The sequence below is a fragment of the Nonomuraea jabiensis genome, from assembly GCF_014204795.1.
GTDB classification, from domain to species: Bacteria; Actinomycetota; Actinomycetes; order Streptosporangiales; family Streptosporangiaceae; genus Nonomuraea; species Nonomuraea jabiensis.
Genome location: NZ_JACHMB010000001.1, coordinates 2,451,559 through 2,466,887, shown reverse-complemented (window position 1 = coordinate 2,466,887; position 15,329 = coordinate 2,451,559). Strand labels below are relative to the sequence as shown.

Genomic DNA, 15,329 nt, shown 5'->3' with positions numbered 1-15,329 from the left:
TTCAGGTTGTCGTCGTGGGTCACCCCCGCCGACGTACGCTGCGCGCCCGACACCGATCTTCGGCGGACGGCAGAGACGCATCCAGGGCCTCCCGATCCCCGGCTCACCGCCGGTATGGGCGGATCGGCAGTCCGTGGATACCTCTGAGCGCGGCTGGTAGAAACGAAGCCGTATCAGGGAAGAGGGAGCGTCGTGATCGATCGCGCCGGGCTGGCGGAGTTCCTCCGGAATCGCCGGGAGGCTCTGCAACCCGAAGACGTCGGCCTCCCGCGCGGGTCGCGTCGCAGGACCACCGGGCTACGGCGCGAGGAAGTCGCGTCGCTGTGCAACATGTCGACCGACTACTATGCCCGGCTCGAGCGGGAACGCGGGCCGCAGCCGTCGAACCAGATGCTCGCCTCGATCGCCCAGGGCCTGCATCTGTCGCTCGACGAGCGAGACCACCTGTTCCGCCTCGCCGGCCACAACCCGCCGGCAAGGGGAGCGTCCAGCGACCACATCAGCCCCGGCCTGCTGCGGGTCCTCGATCGGCTGAACGACACGCCCGCTGAGATCGTCACTGAACTCGGCGAGACCCTTCGGCAGACCCCGATGGGTGTCGCGCTCACCGGCGACACGACCCGATACACCGGTCCGGCGCGCAGCACGGGATACCGGTGGTTCACCGACCCCGCCGCCCGGCGGATCCACGCGCCGGAAGACCATCCGTTTCTCAGCCGGATGTACGCCTCGGGGCTGCGCGAGATCGTCACCCTCCGCGGCCCCGACTCCCGAGCCGCGCACCTCGCCGACCTGCTCCTGGCCTGCAGCGATGAGTTCCGACAGGTGTGGGCTGACCACGAGATCGGGATCCGCCCGCACGAGGTCAAGCATTTCGTCCACCCCGAGGTCGGCGCCCTGGAGCTCACCTGCCAGAGGCTGGTCGACCCGGGCCAGGCTCACTCGCTGCTCGTCTACACCGCCGTTCCCGGCAGCGAGAGCTACGAGAAGCTGCAGGTGCTGTCCGTCATCGGAACCCAGACGCTTCGCTGACGCCCACGAGGCCGAGCCGAAGGAGGCTTTTACAGCCAGTCGTGTTCGCGCGCGTACCGCGCCGCCTCGTGCCGGGTCCGGGTCTGGGTCTTCTGCATCGCGTTCGAGAGATAGTTGCGTACGGTGCCCTCCGCCAGATGGAGCTGGGCGGCGATGTCGGCGACCGAGTGTGTGCGACGGCGCCGAGCCCGTCCACGCCGGGCATCTCCAGATCGATGACGAGCACGTCGGGCCGGTGCAGCAGCGTGGCCCGCACGGCCGCCTCGCCGTCTCCCGCTTCGGCGAGCACGGTGATCTCGCCCTCGAGCGGGAGCAGTGACGCCAGCGCCTTGCGGAGGAGGGCTTCGTCGTCGGCGAGTACCACGGTGGTCATCGGTTCTCCTGTGCTTCGGAACGTCGGCGCGCGAATGCCGGGAAACGCCCGTCTTTCTGCTCCACCGTCAGCTCGCCCCCGTCGGCCTCCTGCGCGCCGCCGTCGCCGGCCCCGATGCCCGGCCGGGAGAGAAACCCGCGTCATGCCGGCGGCGCCAGCCCGCACCGGCCGCCCGAGCAGGCGGCCAGGATGATCTGGCGGGCGGCGGGGTCCTGGTAGGCCACCAGCGCCCACCCGGCCGCGTCCGTCACCACGGCGGGAAGCGCGCTGTTGTAGGACGGGCCCGACAGCGCGACCGGGTCGATCCGGGCGCAGCCACGGTCACGGCAGTCGAGCAGTCTGACCGAGCCGTCCCGCACGTCGCGGCGGACGATGACCGGACGCCCGTCGGCACGCATGGCCATGGACACACCCCCGCGCACGCGGCTCCGGTACGAAGGTTCCGTGTCCCGGCCGTCCTGGGCCGTCGTCACGCGCGGCGTCGTGCAGGCCGCGTCGGCGCAGGTGATCAGGGACAGGGCGCCGTTTCTGGAGTTGAGCCGCGCGGCCACCGGACGGTCGTCCGCGCCGACCGCCACCGCCAGGCTGCGATAACCGCTGTCGTCGAAGGGCGACTCCAGTTCGGCGGCCATCTTCCGCTCGGGCCGGACCTTCGACGCCTTACGGTGGTCAGACGTCGCCGAACATCCGCTGCTTGTCGCTCTCCGGAGCGTCGAGGGCGCGCAGCGCACGCTTCAGCGCCCCTTCCTCGAAGCCGAAGTGCGCCTTCATGACCCCCTTGATCTCGTTCATCTTCTGGAAGAGCTCCTGCGGCGAGGAGCCGGAGGAGTCCAGGGCCCGCTCGAAATCGGTGAGGAGCTGCGACAGGACCTCGTGCTCGCGGGTGAGCTGGGTGATGACGGGCTCCAGCTCGGGCATCTGCTTGAGCAGGGCGGGGAAGAACGCGGCGTCCTCGCTGCGGTGGTGGCTGCCCAACGCGGAGCAGAACGTGTAGCAGAACTGGCGCAGCTCAGGCTTGAGCACGGCGGCACGGTTGCCCTCACGCAGGGCCTTCCGGGCCTCCTCCAGTGCCTTCTCCAGGCGGTGGTGGACGTTCTGCAGCTCAAGGTGCCAGGCGAAGATGCGGTTACGCAGCATTGTGGGGCTCCTTTCACGCGACGGAGTCCGGCGGTCGTCGCTGTGCTTGGGCAAGGGCGAAGACGAGTGCCATGGCGCCGGCCGGCCAGGCGGAACAGGTGGTCACCGGTGTTTCACGTCGCTGGGTCACGCGAGGTCCTCCGGGTCTTCTCGTCGAGGATCAGCTGAGGCAGCTGCGCCACGAGCTCCCGGTGCCAGGCGATCTCCGCCTCCAGCCGCACGACGTGGTGCCGCATGGCGAGGGACTCGGCCAGGGACAGATAGCGGGCGACCGTGCGCATGTGCGCCTCGTAGTCGGTGAGCATCGCCTCCAGCGAGGCGAGGCGGGCCGCGATGACGGATTCCAGGTCATCGAGCCGGTCCGGGTCCAGCCGGGTGATGGCGAGGTCGAACGGGTCGGGCCGCATGACGATCTCCCGCAGGGCGCTGATCTTGAGCGACGACAGCGTCTTGGAGCCGGCTTCGGTGATGCGCCAGACCTTGCGCGTCGGGTAGGCGCCCACCTTCTCCGTACGCACCTCCTCGATCAGCCCTTCGGCGGCCAGGCGCTTGATGGCGCCGTAGAGCCCGCCGGTGGTGATGTCGGTCCACAGGTCGAGGTGCTCCTCCTCGGACAGGAGGCGTAGGTGGTGACCGTGCATGGGGCCGCGTTCGGACAACGCGCTGAGGATGAAGATGCGGATCGATGACACGCGACTAGTTTCGCGAGAGTAGTCTTACGAAGCAAGGGTACGCCCCCCGTGGGCCCCTCCGTACCGGCCGGGCCGATGTGCCGGAGCATCCTCAGAACGAGGACGGCGACGACGGCCATGAGGATCGCGGTGATGTGCATACAGGTCATGAACGCCGTCTGCGCGCGGTTCATGAGGTCACCGGCGACCTCCGGCGAGGCACCGCCCATCGCGCCTGATGGGAACGCGTTCGCTTATGCGCTCTCCGAAGTTTCGCCGAGGCGACGCTCCAGTTCCTCGGCGAAGCGGTCCCATCTCTGTGCGAGCCCCCGAGCGGTCTCCGCGAGAAGGATCGTGCTGTGCGGCGGCAGGAGATCGACCAGATCCTTTCCCTTGTCGACCTCTTTGACGTGCATCGTGAGCCAGCGCAGCAGCGCACGCCCCGTTTCACTGGACCGCAACGACGGATCCCGGAACAACCGTTCCAGCACCGCCTCCGGCGACCTGCCCGCCGAACGACGCTCAACCCCACCACCACGCCGCCCCGGCGGGCGAGCCTCATCCCCACGCGGCTCCCTGTCACGCTGGCTCACCGGCACCGGGTCTCGTCCCTCCGCCAGTCTCCTGCGCACATCACGAGCCGTCCCCACGGAGATCCCCGTCTCCCTGGCGATCTCCCGCAGTGAGGCATCCGGCCGCTCCGAGAGCAACCGCACCGCCTCCCTGCGTCCGCCGGCCGTGCTCAGCGGTCGAACCCTGCCATCATGACCGACCCGGCCGTTCGGCTGATCAAAACTGACAGTCGCACGCTCCCGGATCGCACCGACCGTCCCCGCGGCCAACCCCGTCACACGCGCAATGGCCCGGTCGGACCAGTCAGGGTAGAAGCCGAGAATCCGCGTGGCCGAGGCCGGCCTTGGCGATGAATCCGCAGACCAGCAGTGAACGGGAAAAACCGCCGGAGACGGGCCACCACCTGCCTCCACGGTGTGGGAGATTCGGCACGCCGGCGGGAACAGCCCCGGACCGGCCGACCCCGTCCGGGGCTGTTCCCGCATACGATGTCTCGCCGGGCCCGATGAGGCACGGACATCGGCAGGCAGGCGCCTGCCGGCTCAGCCGGTGCGCCAGCCGTGCTTGATCAAGAGGTTGCGCGCGTCGTCGGCGATGGCCACGTCGGCCACGACAGCGTAGCGAGCGGCTACCAGTGACCGATTGGTCAACAGGTCGCCTCGGCCGCGCGCGGTCCAGTACGCGGTCACGCCGAAGGCGGCGCCGACCAGCGCGCCGAAGGCCACCCCCGCCAGCAGCGCCGCCCACGGGCCCGCGATGAGTAGGACCATCAAACTGGAAGGCAGGCCGAACCAGGCGCCAAGCGCAGCGCCCATGCCCGCCGCACGGGGAGTGGTCATCCGGCCCAGAACGTTCTCCATCAGGCGCAGGTTCTCCCCGACGATGCCCACTCGGTGCGCCGGAATACCATTGTCGGCCAGGAAGGCGACCGCCTCACGGGCCTGTTCGCGGGTGTCGTATGAGCCGACCACCGGTCGGTCGCCGCCCGCGGCCGCGGATGCGATCGCCGGAGCGGTCTCGATCATGACAGGTGCCTCCTTCCTAGGTGGGTCGCTTCAGGGCCGCACGCAGTTCGCGGACTTCCTGCTCCAGTTCGAGGATGCGGCGGATGGCGTTGAGTGTCATTCCCTGGCCGGTCATCGTGGTGACGTGCTGCAGCAGCCCGATGTCGTGGCGGGAGTAGCGGCGCTGCCCGCCGGGGGAGCGGTGCGGGCTGACCACGTCGTGCTGGTCGAGCCGGCGCAGGAAGGCCTGCTGCACCTGCAGCATCTCCGCGACCTGACCCAGGGAGTACAGCGGGGCGTGCTCATCGTCGAACGGCATGCCGGCCATCCGGACCTCCTCTCGAATGGCAAGGGCGGGCCCGTCGGCACCCGCCCTTGCCATGGACGTGCGTATCAGGCCCGGATGGCCTTGACGTCGCCCTGCTGGATCTCGACTTTGCGGGGCTTGGCCCGCTCGAGCACGGGGATGCGGACCTTCAGCACGCCGTTGGCGTACCCAGCGTCGATCTTGTCGCTGTCGAGGTACTCCGACAGGTAGACGCGGCGGGTGAAGGTGCCCACGGGGCGTTCGCGGACGAAGACCCGCTCGCCCTCGGGGATCTCCTCCTCGCGGCGAGCGCTGACGCTCAGCACTCCGCGGTCGACGGTGACCTCGATGGACTCGGGGTCGATGCCCGGCAGGTCGAACGTCAGCACCACGTCGTCGTCGCGGCGCAGGCCGTCCATCGGCATGAGGGCGCCCGTGCCGGTGCCGGTGCCGAAGGTCCGGCGGGCCAGCTGGTCGAACTGGCGCTCGAACTCCTGGATGAACGGGTCGAGAGATGTGAGCAGCATGTCCAGCTCCCTTCGCGAGCTCTCCGGGAAGAACCTCCAACTTGATTTGCATGTTAACTCCACCCATGGATGAATGCAAGCTTCCGAACAACGTTGAGGTACTTCGGATGGACCGGTCGAGAAGAAGGGCTTGGCGCGAGCGCCAGGCCCCGGCCATCGGAGACCCATCGGTCATGGGGATCAAGGATCGTCAATCCGGCGCGATCAAGCTGACGAAGATCGAGGCCGCCCAGGAGCCGTGCCCGGTCGTGGTCCTGGCCGTGATCGCCCATCGCCGTCCCCTCACCCCCGGCTCTGCCCGCTTTCACATCGATCAGGTGGCATGGCAGCGGCTTCTTACCTCAAGAGCGAAAGAAAATCTGTAGTCGCCAGGGTAGACATTCGCGCTGTGGGCGGCTAGAGTTCCTGACATCACAAGGGACGGATCCACGAGGGCAGCACAAGCACAAGCACCACGATGGGGCTGCCCGGACGGACGTGGACAGCAGTACAGAACGAGGTAGAGGGCAGAAGGTCGGACTGCCGCGGCCAGTGTGGTTGAGCAAGAGGGCCGGGGCGGTGGACGCGCTGCCGCTTGCAGGAAGTCGGCGCCAGCAGTCGGGGCGCCGAGGTACGGATAACTGGAAGGGAGTGTTGAACGCCATCAGGATCGCCCGTCGCCGGCCGCATGTCGCCGCACGGGTACCGCAGCTCCACGAACAGGACGGTGGTCTACGGTCACGCTTACGCGATCCCCGCACCCCCGCATCGGGCGGCTGGTGCGGCATAAGTGAACCGCCCCTGCAGCACGCAGGCAGGGCCGGTCGATGGTGTTAACCTCTGGGCCCCGGCGCATCATGACGCCGGGGCCCCTGTCCGCGTTCGGAAGGTTGAATGGATCAAACACCTCAGGCAACGGTCACCGCCTCCAGGCAGGAGCAGCCCCGCCCCACCGGCGCTCACCCGGCCGATCACCGGGTCCAGGCGGTCGAAGCGGCCGGCAGTCTCGGGCAGCGGCTCGATGACGAGGACTATCCCGCCTACAGCATGGGCCGGGCCGCCGAGATGCTCGGCGTCACCCCGGCGTTCCTTCGCAGCCTCGGCGCCGCCAAGCTGATCGAGCCGCTACGCAGCGAGGGCGGGCACCGCCGCTTCTCCCGCTACCAGCTGCGCCTGGCCGCCCGCGCCCGCGAACTCGTCGACGCCGGCACCCAGCTGGAAGCGGCCTGCCGCATCATCATCTTGGAAGATCAGCTCGCCGAGGCGCTGCGCATCAACGAAGAACTCCGCCAGCGCCACTGACCGCTTCCGGCCCCCGGCCACACCCGGGGGCATCAGGACCGGCCGCGCCCGAAACGCCGGGCAGCCCCACGACAGCGAGGCCCGCGCGGCATCGGCCGGTGAGGTTCGCCCCGGAGGACCGGGCCTTCCTCGCCGCCCTCCTGGCACCGCTGCCCCGCGACGTCCCGTCCCGGATCCGATCATTGATCCAGTGCGAATCACGAGCTTGACCGTGCGCCGGCGAGACCGGCTCGGCGGAGTCCTCCACGAGTACTCACATGCCGCTTGAACTGCATGGATGGAATTTTCGGCAGGCGCAGAGCCGGTGCCGCACCGGTCCCGCCTCCACGTGGCTGATGCAAGAGGGGGCATGAGCTTGCTGCATCCAGCACCGCTGTAAGCTTGGAGCAATTGTGTAGTTACTGTACGTAGTCGGGAGTGATGGTGTCTTCCTCTCAATTGGCTGAGGCGTGCATCGCGCTCTCGTACGATCTGAGCTCTGGTTGCCAGGATGTGCAGGTGAACGAGTTCGACTCCGCGGCCACCCGAATGCTGCTGGCCTGCGAGGGGATGACGACACCGCTGCTGCAAGCCGTGGCACGAACTGTCATCCGCGCGCAGGTGGACCCTGTGGTGGACGTCGCCGCAGGACGGCTGCCGGCCTCCATTCGCTGCGCACTCCGCCTCACTGCGCGAGACCGGTGCCGGCTGCGGCGCTCGCAGCTGACGGCGGCGGATGGCCAGACCCTTTCGCACAACCTGGTGGTCGCGCGAGAGGACCTCGACGCCCCGCTGCGACAGGCCATCGGGGACCGCGAGACTCCGCTCGGCTTCGCGCTCGCCAACGCCGGGGTGACGCTGCGACGGCGTATCCTGCGCGCCGGCCGAGCCCGCTGGCCGGGATCCGAACGCCTGTCTTGCGCCTGCAAGACCTACACCTTGGATGATCGGCAAGGGGCACTGATCTACATCTGCGAGCGGTTCAATCCCTCCCACATCCCCGCCGCCATCAGGGCGGCCCGCTGGCCGGATTCCGTGACACCCTGCTGTGGGAATGCAGTGCATGCCATGTCTTGACCTCGGCCGGGACGAAATGCCCATCAACGCTTGCATTACGATACGTAACGTTATGTAGCGAATAGTAGTCGTCCTGGCGAGCGCGAGGCAGAGGATGAGTCACCACATTTGCGTCCGGCACAACTTTGAGACGGCGCATCGGCTACCGCACCTGAGCGGCAAGTGCATGAACCTGCACGGGCATTCCTGGTGGGCCGAGATCACGGTGAGCGCTGCGGAGCTCAGCCATGACCAGACAGTCGTCGAATTCGGCGCGCTCAAGAGAGCGCTGCGCGCGTTCATCGACGACCAGCTCGATCATGGCGCCATGCTGGGCGCCGAGGACCCGCTCGCCCCACTACTCGCGGCCCACGGGTGCAAGGTCTTTCTGTTCGGGCAGCGCGACCTTGACCTGGCCACCAGTTACACGGAGGACCTGCCGCATCCCACGGTGGAAGCGGTGGCGGTGATGCTCGGCAGGGTCGCGCAAGCGCTCCTGGCCGATCTGCCGTGCGCCGTCGGCGCGTCGATCAGCCACGTCAAGGTCGTCGAGACACACGTCAACTCCGCCGAGTTCCGCCCAGTCGCCGACGGGCCGCCGAGCGGCGGCGTCGCGCTGCGGCGCGCATCTCTGGCCTCGAAAAACGGAGAATGACCCATGGTCATGAAGGAAACCCTGGAGGTCGTCCCCGAGGTGGAACACCTGGACGACGACGCCTACGTCCATGCGCACCGCATGATGACAGCGCTGGGCTTCCCGCTCGATCACCCGGGCATGGCCAGCACACCAGGGCGACTGGTAGCGGCGCTGCGCGAGCTCACGTACGGCATGCACGAAGATCCGGCACAGCACCTTGAGGTCAACTTCCCGCCAGAGGCGTCCGAACCGGGAATCATCGCGATCACTGACGTGCCGTTCATCTCGCTGTGCGAGCACCATCTGTTGCCCTTCGTCGGCCACATGACCGTCGCGTACATGCCCGCCCCTGGAGCGCCGATCATCGGGCTGTCCAAGCTCGCCCGGATGGCGCAGGGGTACGCGGCCAGACCCCAGGTCCAAGAGCGGCTGGGTGAGCAGATCGCGGACAGCCTGTTCTCCCGCGTCGACAGCCTGGGTTCCGCCTGCAGCGTCACCGGAGAGCACTTGTGCATGACCATCCGTGGTGCCAAGGCCGTCGGCGCGAAGATGACGACCCTGCATCTGAAGGGCGTCTTCAAGACGGAGACAGCGGTGCGTGAGAGCTTTCTCGATCTCCGGCGCTCTGCGGGTTCTTAGACCGTAAGCGGGCGACACGTAAGGGGGAGACACATGAGCCTGACGGCCGAGCCGTTGCCGGAACTGCCGACGAGCCGGCTGAGCCATTACGAGCAGGGCTGGTGGCGCCGTGAGACCTTTCTCGACGATCTGCGGGCGCTGGCACGTGACGCCCCTGACTCACCCGCGTACCTGGAGGGCGACGCCGTCGGTGGCGAAACACAGGTGATCAGCTTCGGCCGTCTGGCCGAGGAGACCGAACGGCTGGCGGCGGCGCTGTGGGAACGTGGCACGCGACCGGGAGACGTGGTGGCCTATCAGCTGCCTGACAGCTGGCAGAACGTCGCCCTCTGGTTGGCGTGCGGCCGGATCGGAGCCGTGGTGGCCTCGCTGGGAATGACGGCGGGGGTTCGTGAGCGTGATCTGATTCTCGACGGCATCGGGGCCGCGCTGTTCGTGGCGGCGGGCGACCGGGCGGAAGGCAGGATCGGTACGGTCCCGGTAGCCGCCATGGCAGGCCTGCTCAGCCAGGCGGAGACCGCTTCATCGTCGTCTCTCGACCACGTTCCCGGGCTGGGCCCGGACGACATCTGCCAGATGCTGTTCACCTCGGGCACCACGGGCCGGATCAAGGCCGTGATGCACACGCCCAACAGCCTCTACGCCGCCGCGCGCTCCATGACCGCACTGCTGCCCGCAGACGGCCCGACCTCCTGCCTCATCCCGTTGACCAGCGCGTTCAGTCTGACCTTCAACGTAGCGGCCCCGCTGGTGACCGGACGCCCGACAGTGCTCCTTCCCCTGCCGGACCCCGGCAGGTGCCTCGACCTGATCGCGCGCAATCGTGTCACCTGCGTGGCGTCCAATCCGGCACGCCTCAACACCTTGCTCCAGGCCCAGCGGCGACGACCCCGGGATCTGTCCGGTCTGCGACAGATCGTCAGCGGGGGAGCGGCGCTGTCCGGTCCGATCGCCGATGGGATCCGTACGGTGCTCTGCCCGGCCGTGGCCAACCTTTATGGCATGACGGAAAGCGGAGTGATCGCCTGGACTTCGCCGTCCGACCCCGCTGTGCGGGCGGAGAACAGCGCGGGCCATCCCGTTCCCGGCATCCGCCTTCAGTTGCGCGAACGGCACGCCAGTGGAGCCGGCTGCCTGCACGTTCAGGGGCCCGCCATGTGCCGCTCAATGATCGACGTACGAACGGGGGAGACCCTCTGGGACGGTACCGCCGATGAGGGCTGGTACGACACCGGCGACGTGGTACAGCAGGACGAGCAGGGGCGGCTGCGGTTCCTGTCTCGAGTCGCGGACCGCATCGGCTGGGGGTTCATGATCCCGATCGCGGAGGTGGAGGACGAACTGCTCGGTCACCCGGCCGTCGCCGAGGTCACCCTCGTCGGCATCGTCGACGCCGAAGGGCTCGAGTCGGCCTGCGCTGTCATCGTCCCGGACGGCAACCCGCCCTCGCTCGACGAGGTGAACGCCTTCCTGCGCGCCCGGAACATGACCGAGGGATATCTGCCCGCCCGCCTGGCCATCGCCTCGGCCCTGCCGCGCACCGCCACGGGCAAGGTCCGCAAGGCCGAACTCCGCGAACAGATTCTTTCGGGCGGCCTGGCCGTCGAGGGTCCCATGAGGACCACGTGAACCACCGCCCCATCAGGGCGCACGGCCGAGTCCCATGACACCGGTGACTTCTCCGGCGCACACGCGGGCGCCAGCGAACCGCCGTCCCGCAGCGGGGGACTGGGCGACGCTGCGCGCCCAAGTACGGGGCAGGGTCTTCCTGCCGGACGAAGCCGGATACGAACAAGCGCGCCAAGTCGCCGATCCCCGCTTCGCCCTGGTCCGGCCGGCCGGGGTCGTGTCCTGTGCCGACGAGCAGGACGTACGCGCCGCCGTGGAGTTCGCCCGGCGCCACCGTCTCACCCCCCACCCCCGCTCGGGCGGTCACAGTTACACCGGCTACTCGACGGGATCCGGTCTGGTCATCGACGTGTCCGCGATGAAGGACGTCTCCGTGGAGGGCAGCGAGGCGCGAGTGGGCGCGGGCGCCACGAGCGGAGAGGTGACCCAGGCACTCGACGAACACGACAGGATCCTGCCGGTCGGCACCTGCCCTGGCGTCGGCATCGCGGGGCTGACGCTCGGCGGTGGCATCGGCACCGTAGGCCGCGCGTACGGCCTCACCCTGGACAATCTCCGCGAAGCCACCGTCGTGCTCGCCGACGCCGGCCTGGTGACCTGTGGCCCCGACTCCCATCCCGACCTGTTCTTCGCGCTGCGCGGCGCGGGCACGGGCAACTTCGGCGTGGTCACCTCACTGGTCTTCGACACGCACCCGGCGCCGGAAGTGTGCACATTTCTCCTCGACTGGGCGCCAGGGCGAGCCTCCCAGGCCATCCTCGGCTGGCAGGAGTGGGCCCTGGCCCTGCCCGACCAGATGTTCACCCAGGTCCGCCTGCTGACAAAGCCCGCGCACGTGCGGGTGATCGCCGTCTGGTGCGGCCCCCCTGGGGAGGGTGTGCCGCTGGTCGAACGCCTCATCACCGTCCTGGGCAAGCCGGACACCGTACGGTCCCACCGATCCCGTTATGCTCCCTCGATCGAATTCCTCAAGAAGCAGAAGCTTTTCGACGGCGGCGGTCAAGCGCCCTTCATCTACACGGAGGACCACCAGCTGTTCCGCCCACTCCCCCCGAAGGCCGTGGACGTGCTGGTGAGCAAGATGATCGAAGCGTCGGACAGCACCAGGCTCGCCGCCCTGGAACGCCAGGGGGGCGCGCTCGGGCGAACGCCGGGAACGGCGTGGGCGCATCGAGCCTGTCTCTTCGGGAGCTGGTACCAGGCCGTCATTCCGCCGGCCGCGGGGCTCGCCGCGGTGCTGGCCGCACGAGACTGGGTGGCCGGTCTGTGGCATGCCCTGCGGCCATGGGCATCCGGCCACTCGTACCAGAACCACCTGTCGCCGCGGCGACCCGACTGGGCCCGTGCGTACTATGGCGAGCATCTTGACCGGCTAAGGGCGGTCAAAGCCCGCTATGACCCGGACGATCTCTTCCATCATCCGCATGGACTGCACCACCAAGGGCTCCGCGGCAGATAGCACACTCCGGTCGGATGCGGCCTTCACGGTCTTCGGTGGAACTTTTACCGTGTCCGGCCGCCTCCACACTTTGATCTCCGTACGGACGTGCTTGTCTGAAGCGGTGAAGATAGCCAATCCCTTCGAGGATCCCGAGATCGCCGCTGCGTTCACCGCCTGGAGCAGCCGCGACTGGAACTGGTTGCTTGGATACCCCTTCCTGTTCCGGGCCCTGGATCTGGGAGCCGAGGGCGAGCCGGGCCCGGTCCTGGACGTCGGGTGCGGGCACGGCGATGTCGCCGCAGAGGTGGCCCGGCGGTTCGCGACCCCGGTCGTAGCGGTCGACTCCTCAGCCGCCATGCTGGAGATAGCGCGCCGGGATCATCCTCACCCCGCGGTGACCTATCACCAGGCGGAGGGGCACCGGCTGAACTTCGTCGAGGCTGGTTCCATGAGGGCCGCCTACTGCGCGTTCCTTCTGGTGGGGATGCCTTCGCGGGAAGCCATGCGAGATCTGGTCGCCGAGATCGCCAGGACGCTACGCCCTGGAGCGCGCTTCGTCATCCTGGACCGCGACCGCGAGATCGATCTCCTCCCGACACAGCGCCCTCGCGAGGGCGACCTGGTGACCTTCCCCTTCGGGGACGGGACGGGGCGGGAGATCACCACCCACTATTGGCCCATCAGCACCTACGCCGAGATCCTTGCGGAAGCTGGGTTCGGCGATGTGCGGATCGAACGGCCCACCCTGGAGGCCGCGGCCGAATTGGCCGACCCCGCACTGCTCGCCTCACGCGACTGGTCAACTGCGACTGGAAGCCGCGCTTATGCGATCTTGTCCGGCACACGTCGCTGATTCTCGGGTCCGGTGCTGATCTTCTCCCGCACCGGCCTGTTCCAGCACCCGAATTCGGCGGGCCATCCCGGGATCCGTGCTCCGTGAGAGGACAGGTCACTGCTGTCGTTCGTGGACGAGCCGGCCGCCCACGTAGGTCGCCGTCACCGCGCGGTCATCGCCGAGCAGGGCCAGCGCGAACAGGACATCGCTGATGACCCGGCTCTCGCGCGTACGGTAGGCCAGGACCGGAGCGGCGGCCGGGTCGAGCACCACAAAATCGGCCTCGTGCCCGCGCTGGAGCGAACCGATCACGCCCTCCAGCCCCATGGCGGCGGCCGCGCCCAGCGTGGCCAGGTAGAAGAGCTTGATCCCGTCCATCGGGTATTTGATCTGCGCGCCGAACTTGTAGGTCTCGTCCATGGTCTTCAGTATCGACAGGCTGGTGCCGCGCCCACGTCCGTGCCGAGCCCCGCGCGTAGGAGGTGACCCGCTCGGTCGCGAAGTCCCTGGCCCAGACGGGCGCTCGGCATCAATTGTCTGCTGCCCGTCATGCTGCGTGCACGACGGGCAGCAGACATCACGGCAGACGCCCCCGTATGGGGATGGCCTTCAGACGGTCTGCCGGGGCGGGCAGATCAGTGCGAGAGCGGGGCGCCCGTGGTGTCGACCAACTGGCAGTCGGCCACCGGGCCCTCGGCGACTCGGGCCCAGATGCCGGCGACTTTCTCGTCGTCGCTGACGCTGAACTCCAGCACGCCGGTCTGTCCTTCCTTGATCACCTTGGGGTCGATCACGAACGCAGCGTCGTGGCTCTCGGGCGGGGGGAACACCGCCAGAGGCGCCTCCTCCTTGCTCAGGAAGCGGGCGGCGCGTGGTTCGGGGCCGCACTTTTTGCCGTTGGGCACGTAGCTGACCACTACCTTCGCACCCAGCGCCTGCAGGTCGGCCTGGAGCTTGGCGGGGTCCTTGGCCTCGTTGATGGTGATGTCGATCAGCCCATCGGGCGTCTTGTCCACCGCGTACGCGGGGCTGCCGAGCAACAGCGGGGCGGCCACGGCTGCGGCGGCGGCGAGCGCGCCGACGGGGGCGAGTAGCTTGAAACGGGATATTCGGGTGCGGGGCGTCTTCTCGATCTCGGTCATCACGAACTCCTTGAGCAGTTGGTGACGGCCCTCGGGAAGATCGCGCTCAGCCGGCATGTTCATCGGATCTCCTCCTTGGCGGGGCCTCGGTCACCTATTACCTGTCGAGTCGTGGCGGGGAGTTCCCCCCACTCCGCGAGTTTTCTGCGGGCTCTCGACAGGCGGGATCGGACCGTACCCACCGGAACGCCCAGCGCCTCGGCGGCCTCGGCGTAGTCGAGCCCGGCCCAGACGCACAGAGCGACGACATCCTGCTCCTGCCTGCGCAGCCTGCCGTACGCCTGCTTGATCGCGGACAGCCGCTCAGCGTCGTCGATGCGCCCGACCACCTCGTCGGCGAAGTCGGGTACGGACTCACCTCTGGGCATCCTGGCCAGCGCGTCGTCGTGCCGGCGAGCGGCTCGCCTGGTGTTGCGTGCCACGTTGGTCGCGATGCCCAGCAGCCATGGCCGCAATGAGCCGCCCTCGGCGTCGATCTTGCCTCGTAACCGCCAGGCCTCGAGGAACGTCAGCGCCATGACGTCCTCTGCCTCCGACCAGGTGGCGGTCAGGCGGAAGGCATGGTTGTAGACGGCCTTGGCGTATGCGTCGAAGAGCTGAGCGAAGGCCGCCTGGTCCCCATCGCGAATCCGGGCACGCATTGATATATCCACGTATCACTACTGTCCGCTCGCGGCTTCGAGTTCCCGGTTCAGCACTGTTGAAGGTTCTCCAGGAAATCGTTGATCACGTGTCAGTGGAGGATCGGCTTGCGACAATCGGTGGCGTGGCCAGCGCCCGGCTATTCGGACGTGTGCGAACTGCGGTCTTCCACTGCCGGAGGACTCGCGGTCGTCGCGACGATATTGCTCGCCCGCATGTCGAGCGCAGCAGTGGCGCGAGCTGCGGCGCTCCAGCGCCGCATACGCCGCGGTGGTGGAGGAGCTCACTGCCCAGGGCGCCGGCCGGGGCCCGACCAACCGGGAGGTTCAGCAGCGGCGGTTGCGATCGCGCTGCCCGGTGTGCGGGCGGACGTGGTGGGCGGGCCTGCAAGAACGCGCCGATGCCAAGCTCCCTGTCAAGTATT

At 68.3% G+C, this 15,329-nt stretch carries 19 protein-coding genes and 1 pseudogene; 9 read left to right on the top strand and 11 right to left on the bottom strand.

Going from position 1 to position 15,329, the window contains the following annotated elements:
• The first annotated feature begins 192 nt into the window (after positions 1 to 192).
• Positions 193 to 1,032, top strand: coding sequence for a helix-turn-helix transcriptional regulator (locus HD596_RS10645; protein WP_185069096.1), 840 nt, complete (start codon positions 193 to 195; stop codon positions 1,030 to 1,032).
• A gap of 29 nt (positions 1,033 to 1,061) precedes the next feature.
• Here HD596_RS10645 and HD596_RS10640 read toward each other — a convergent pair.
• From HD596_RS10640 to HD596_RS10605, 8 genes and pseudogenes are all read right to left on the bottom strand, one after another.
• Positions 1,062 to 1,405, bottom strand: a pseudogene (locus HD596_RS10640) (response regulator transcription factor).
• 140 nt (positions 1,406 to 1,545) lie between these two features.
• Positions 1,546 to 2,037 carry a hypothetical protein gene (locus tag HD596_RS10635; protein WP_185069095.1) on the bottom strand — a complete coding sequence of 164 codons (492 nt, stop codon included), beginning with the start codon at positions 2,035 to 2,037 and terminating at the stop codon, positions 1,546 to 1,548.
• Between the two features lie 37 nt (positions 2,038 to 2,074).
• Positions 2,075 to 2,542 (bottom strand): hemerythrin domain-containing protein, encoded by a 468-nt coding sequence (locus HD596_RS10630; RefSeq protein WP_185069094.1) that lies wholly within the window; start codon positions 2,540 to 2,542, stop codon positions 2,075 to 2,077.
• 113 nt (positions 2,543 to 2,655) lie between these two features.
• Positions 2,656 to 3,234 (bottom strand): PadR family transcriptional regulator, encoded by a 579-nt coding sequence (locus tag HD596_RS10625; protein ID WP_185069093.1) that lies wholly within the window; start codon positions 3,232 to 3,234, stop codon positions 2,656 to 2,658.
• Positions 3,235 to 3,467: 233 nt separating this feature from the next.
• Positions 3,468 to 3,704 (bottom strand): hypothetical protein, encoded by a 237-nt coding sequence (locus HD596_RS10620; RefSeq protein ID WP_185069092.1) that lies wholly within the window; start codon positions 3,702 to 3,704, stop codon positions 3,468 to 3,470.
• 624 nt (positions 3,705 to 4,328) lie between these two features.
• Positions 4,329 to 4,811 (bottom strand): general stress protein, encoded by a 483-nt coding sequence (locus tag HD596_RS10615; protein ID WP_185069091.1) that lies wholly within the window; start codon positions 4,809 to 4,811, stop codon positions 4,329 to 4,331.
• A gap of 16 nt (positions 4,812 to 4,827) precedes the next feature.
• Positions 4,828 to 5,118: a MerR family transcriptional regulator gene (locus HD596_RS10610; RefSeq protein ID WP_185069090.1), complete on the bottom strand. Its 291-nt coding sequence runs from the start codon at positions 5,116 to 5,118 to the stop codon at positions 4,828 to 4,830.
• A 65-nt stretch (positions 5,119 to 5,183) separates the two neighbouring features.
• Positions 5,184 to 5,624: an Hsp20/alpha crystallin family protein gene (locus tag HD596_RS10605; RefSeq protein WP_185069089.1), complete on the bottom strand. Its 441-nt coding sequence runs from the start codon at positions 5,622 to 5,624 to the stop codon at positions 5,184 to 5,186.
• A 65-nt stretch (positions 5,625 to 5,689) separates the two neighbouring features.
• Here HD596_RS10605 and HD596_RS10600 point away from each other — a divergent pair, with 65 nt between their 5' ends.
• The 8 genes from HD596_RS10600 to HD596_RS10565 all read left to right on the top strand — a co-directional run bounded on the left by HD596_RS10600 (position 5,690) and on the right by HD596_RS10565 (position 13,139).
• Positions 5,690 to 5,989, top strand: a complete 300-nt coding sequence (locus HD596_RS10600; RefSeq protein ID WP_185069088.1) for a hypothetical protein — start codon at positions 5,690 to 5,692, stop codon at positions 5,987 to 5,989.
• Between the two features lie 661 nt (positions 5,990 to 6,650).
• Positions 6,651 to 6,905 (top strand): MerR family transcriptional regulator, encoded by a 255-nt coding sequence (locus HD596_RS61550; protein WP_246555936.1) that lies wholly within the window; start codon positions 6,651 to 6,653, stop codon positions 6,903 to 6,905.
• 498 nt (positions 6,906 to 7,403) lie between these two features.
• The gene (locus HD596_RS10590) at positions 7,404 to 7,961 is read left to right on the top strand and encodes a hypothetical protein (RefSeq protein ID WP_185069086.1); all 558 of its coding nucleotides are present in this window, start codon (positions 7,404 to 7,406) and stop codon (positions 7,959 to 7,961) included.
• Positions 7,962 to 8,055: 94 nt separating this feature from the next.
• Positions 8,056 to 8,595 carry a 6-pyruvoyl trahydropterin synthase family protein gene (locus HD596_RS10585; RefSeq protein ID WP_185069085.1) on the top strand — a complete coding sequence of 180 codons (540 nt, stop codon included), beginning with the start codon at positions 8,056 to 8,058 and terminating at the stop codon, positions 8,593 to 8,595.
• Between the two features lie 9 nt (positions 8,596 to 8,604).
• Positions 8,605 to 9,216, top strand: coding sequence for a GTP cyclohydrolase I (folE, locus tag HD596_RS10580; protein WP_185069084.1), 612 nt, complete (start codon positions 8,605 to 8,607; stop codon positions 9,214 to 9,216).
• Between the two features lie 33 nt (positions 9,217 to 9,249).
• Positions 9,250 to 10,845, top strand: a complete 1,596-nt coding sequence (locus HD596_RS10575; RefSeq protein ID WP_185069083.1) for a class I adenylate-forming enzyme family protein — start codon at positions 9,250 to 9,252, stop codon at positions 10,843 to 10,845.
• A 43-nt stretch (positions 10,846 to 10,888) separates the two neighbouring features.
• Positions 10,889 to 12,304, top strand: coding sequence for an FAD-binding oxidoreductase (locus HD596_RS10570; protein WP_185069082.1), 1,416 nt, complete (start codon positions 10,889 to 10,891; stop codon positions 12,302 to 12,304).
• Complete coding sequence (locus HD596_RS10565; RefSeq protein WP_185069081.1) at positions 12,270 to 13,139, top strand: class I SAM-dependent methyltransferase; 870 nt, start codon at positions 12,270 to 12,272, stop codon at positions 13,137 to 13,139. The genes HD596_RS10570 and HD596_RS10565 overlap by 35 nt, the downstream gene beginning before the upstream one ends.
• A gap of 96 nt (positions 13,140 to 13,235) precedes the next feature.
• Here HD596_RS10565 and HD596_RS10560 read toward each other — a convergent pair whose 3' ends face one another.
• The 3 genes from HD596_RS10560 to HD596_RS10550 form a co-directional block, all read right to left on the bottom strand.
• Positions 13,236 to 13,541: an amidohydrolase family protein gene (locus tag HD596_RS10560; protein ID WP_246554298.1), complete on the bottom strand. Its 306-nt coding sequence runs from the start codon at positions 13,539 to 13,541 to the stop codon at positions 13,236 to 13,238.
• Between the two features lie 215 nt (positions 13,542 to 13,756).
• The gene (locus HD596_RS10555; RefSeq protein ID WP_185069080.1) at positions 13,757 to 14,326 is read right to left on the bottom strand and encodes a hypothetical protein; all 570 of its coding nucleotides are present in this window, start codon (positions 14,324 to 14,326) and stop codon (positions 13,757 to 13,759) included.
• The gene (locus tag HD596_RS10550) at positions 14,323 to 14,904 is read right to left on the bottom strand and encodes an RNA polymerase sigma factor (protein WP_185069079.1); all 582 of its coding nucleotides are present in this window, start codon (positions 14,902 to 14,904) and stop codon (positions 14,323 to 14,325) included. The genes HD596_RS10555 and HD596_RS10550 overlap by 4 nt, the downstream gene beginning before the upstream one ends.
• Positions 14,905 to 15,329 lie beyond the last annotated feature (425 nt).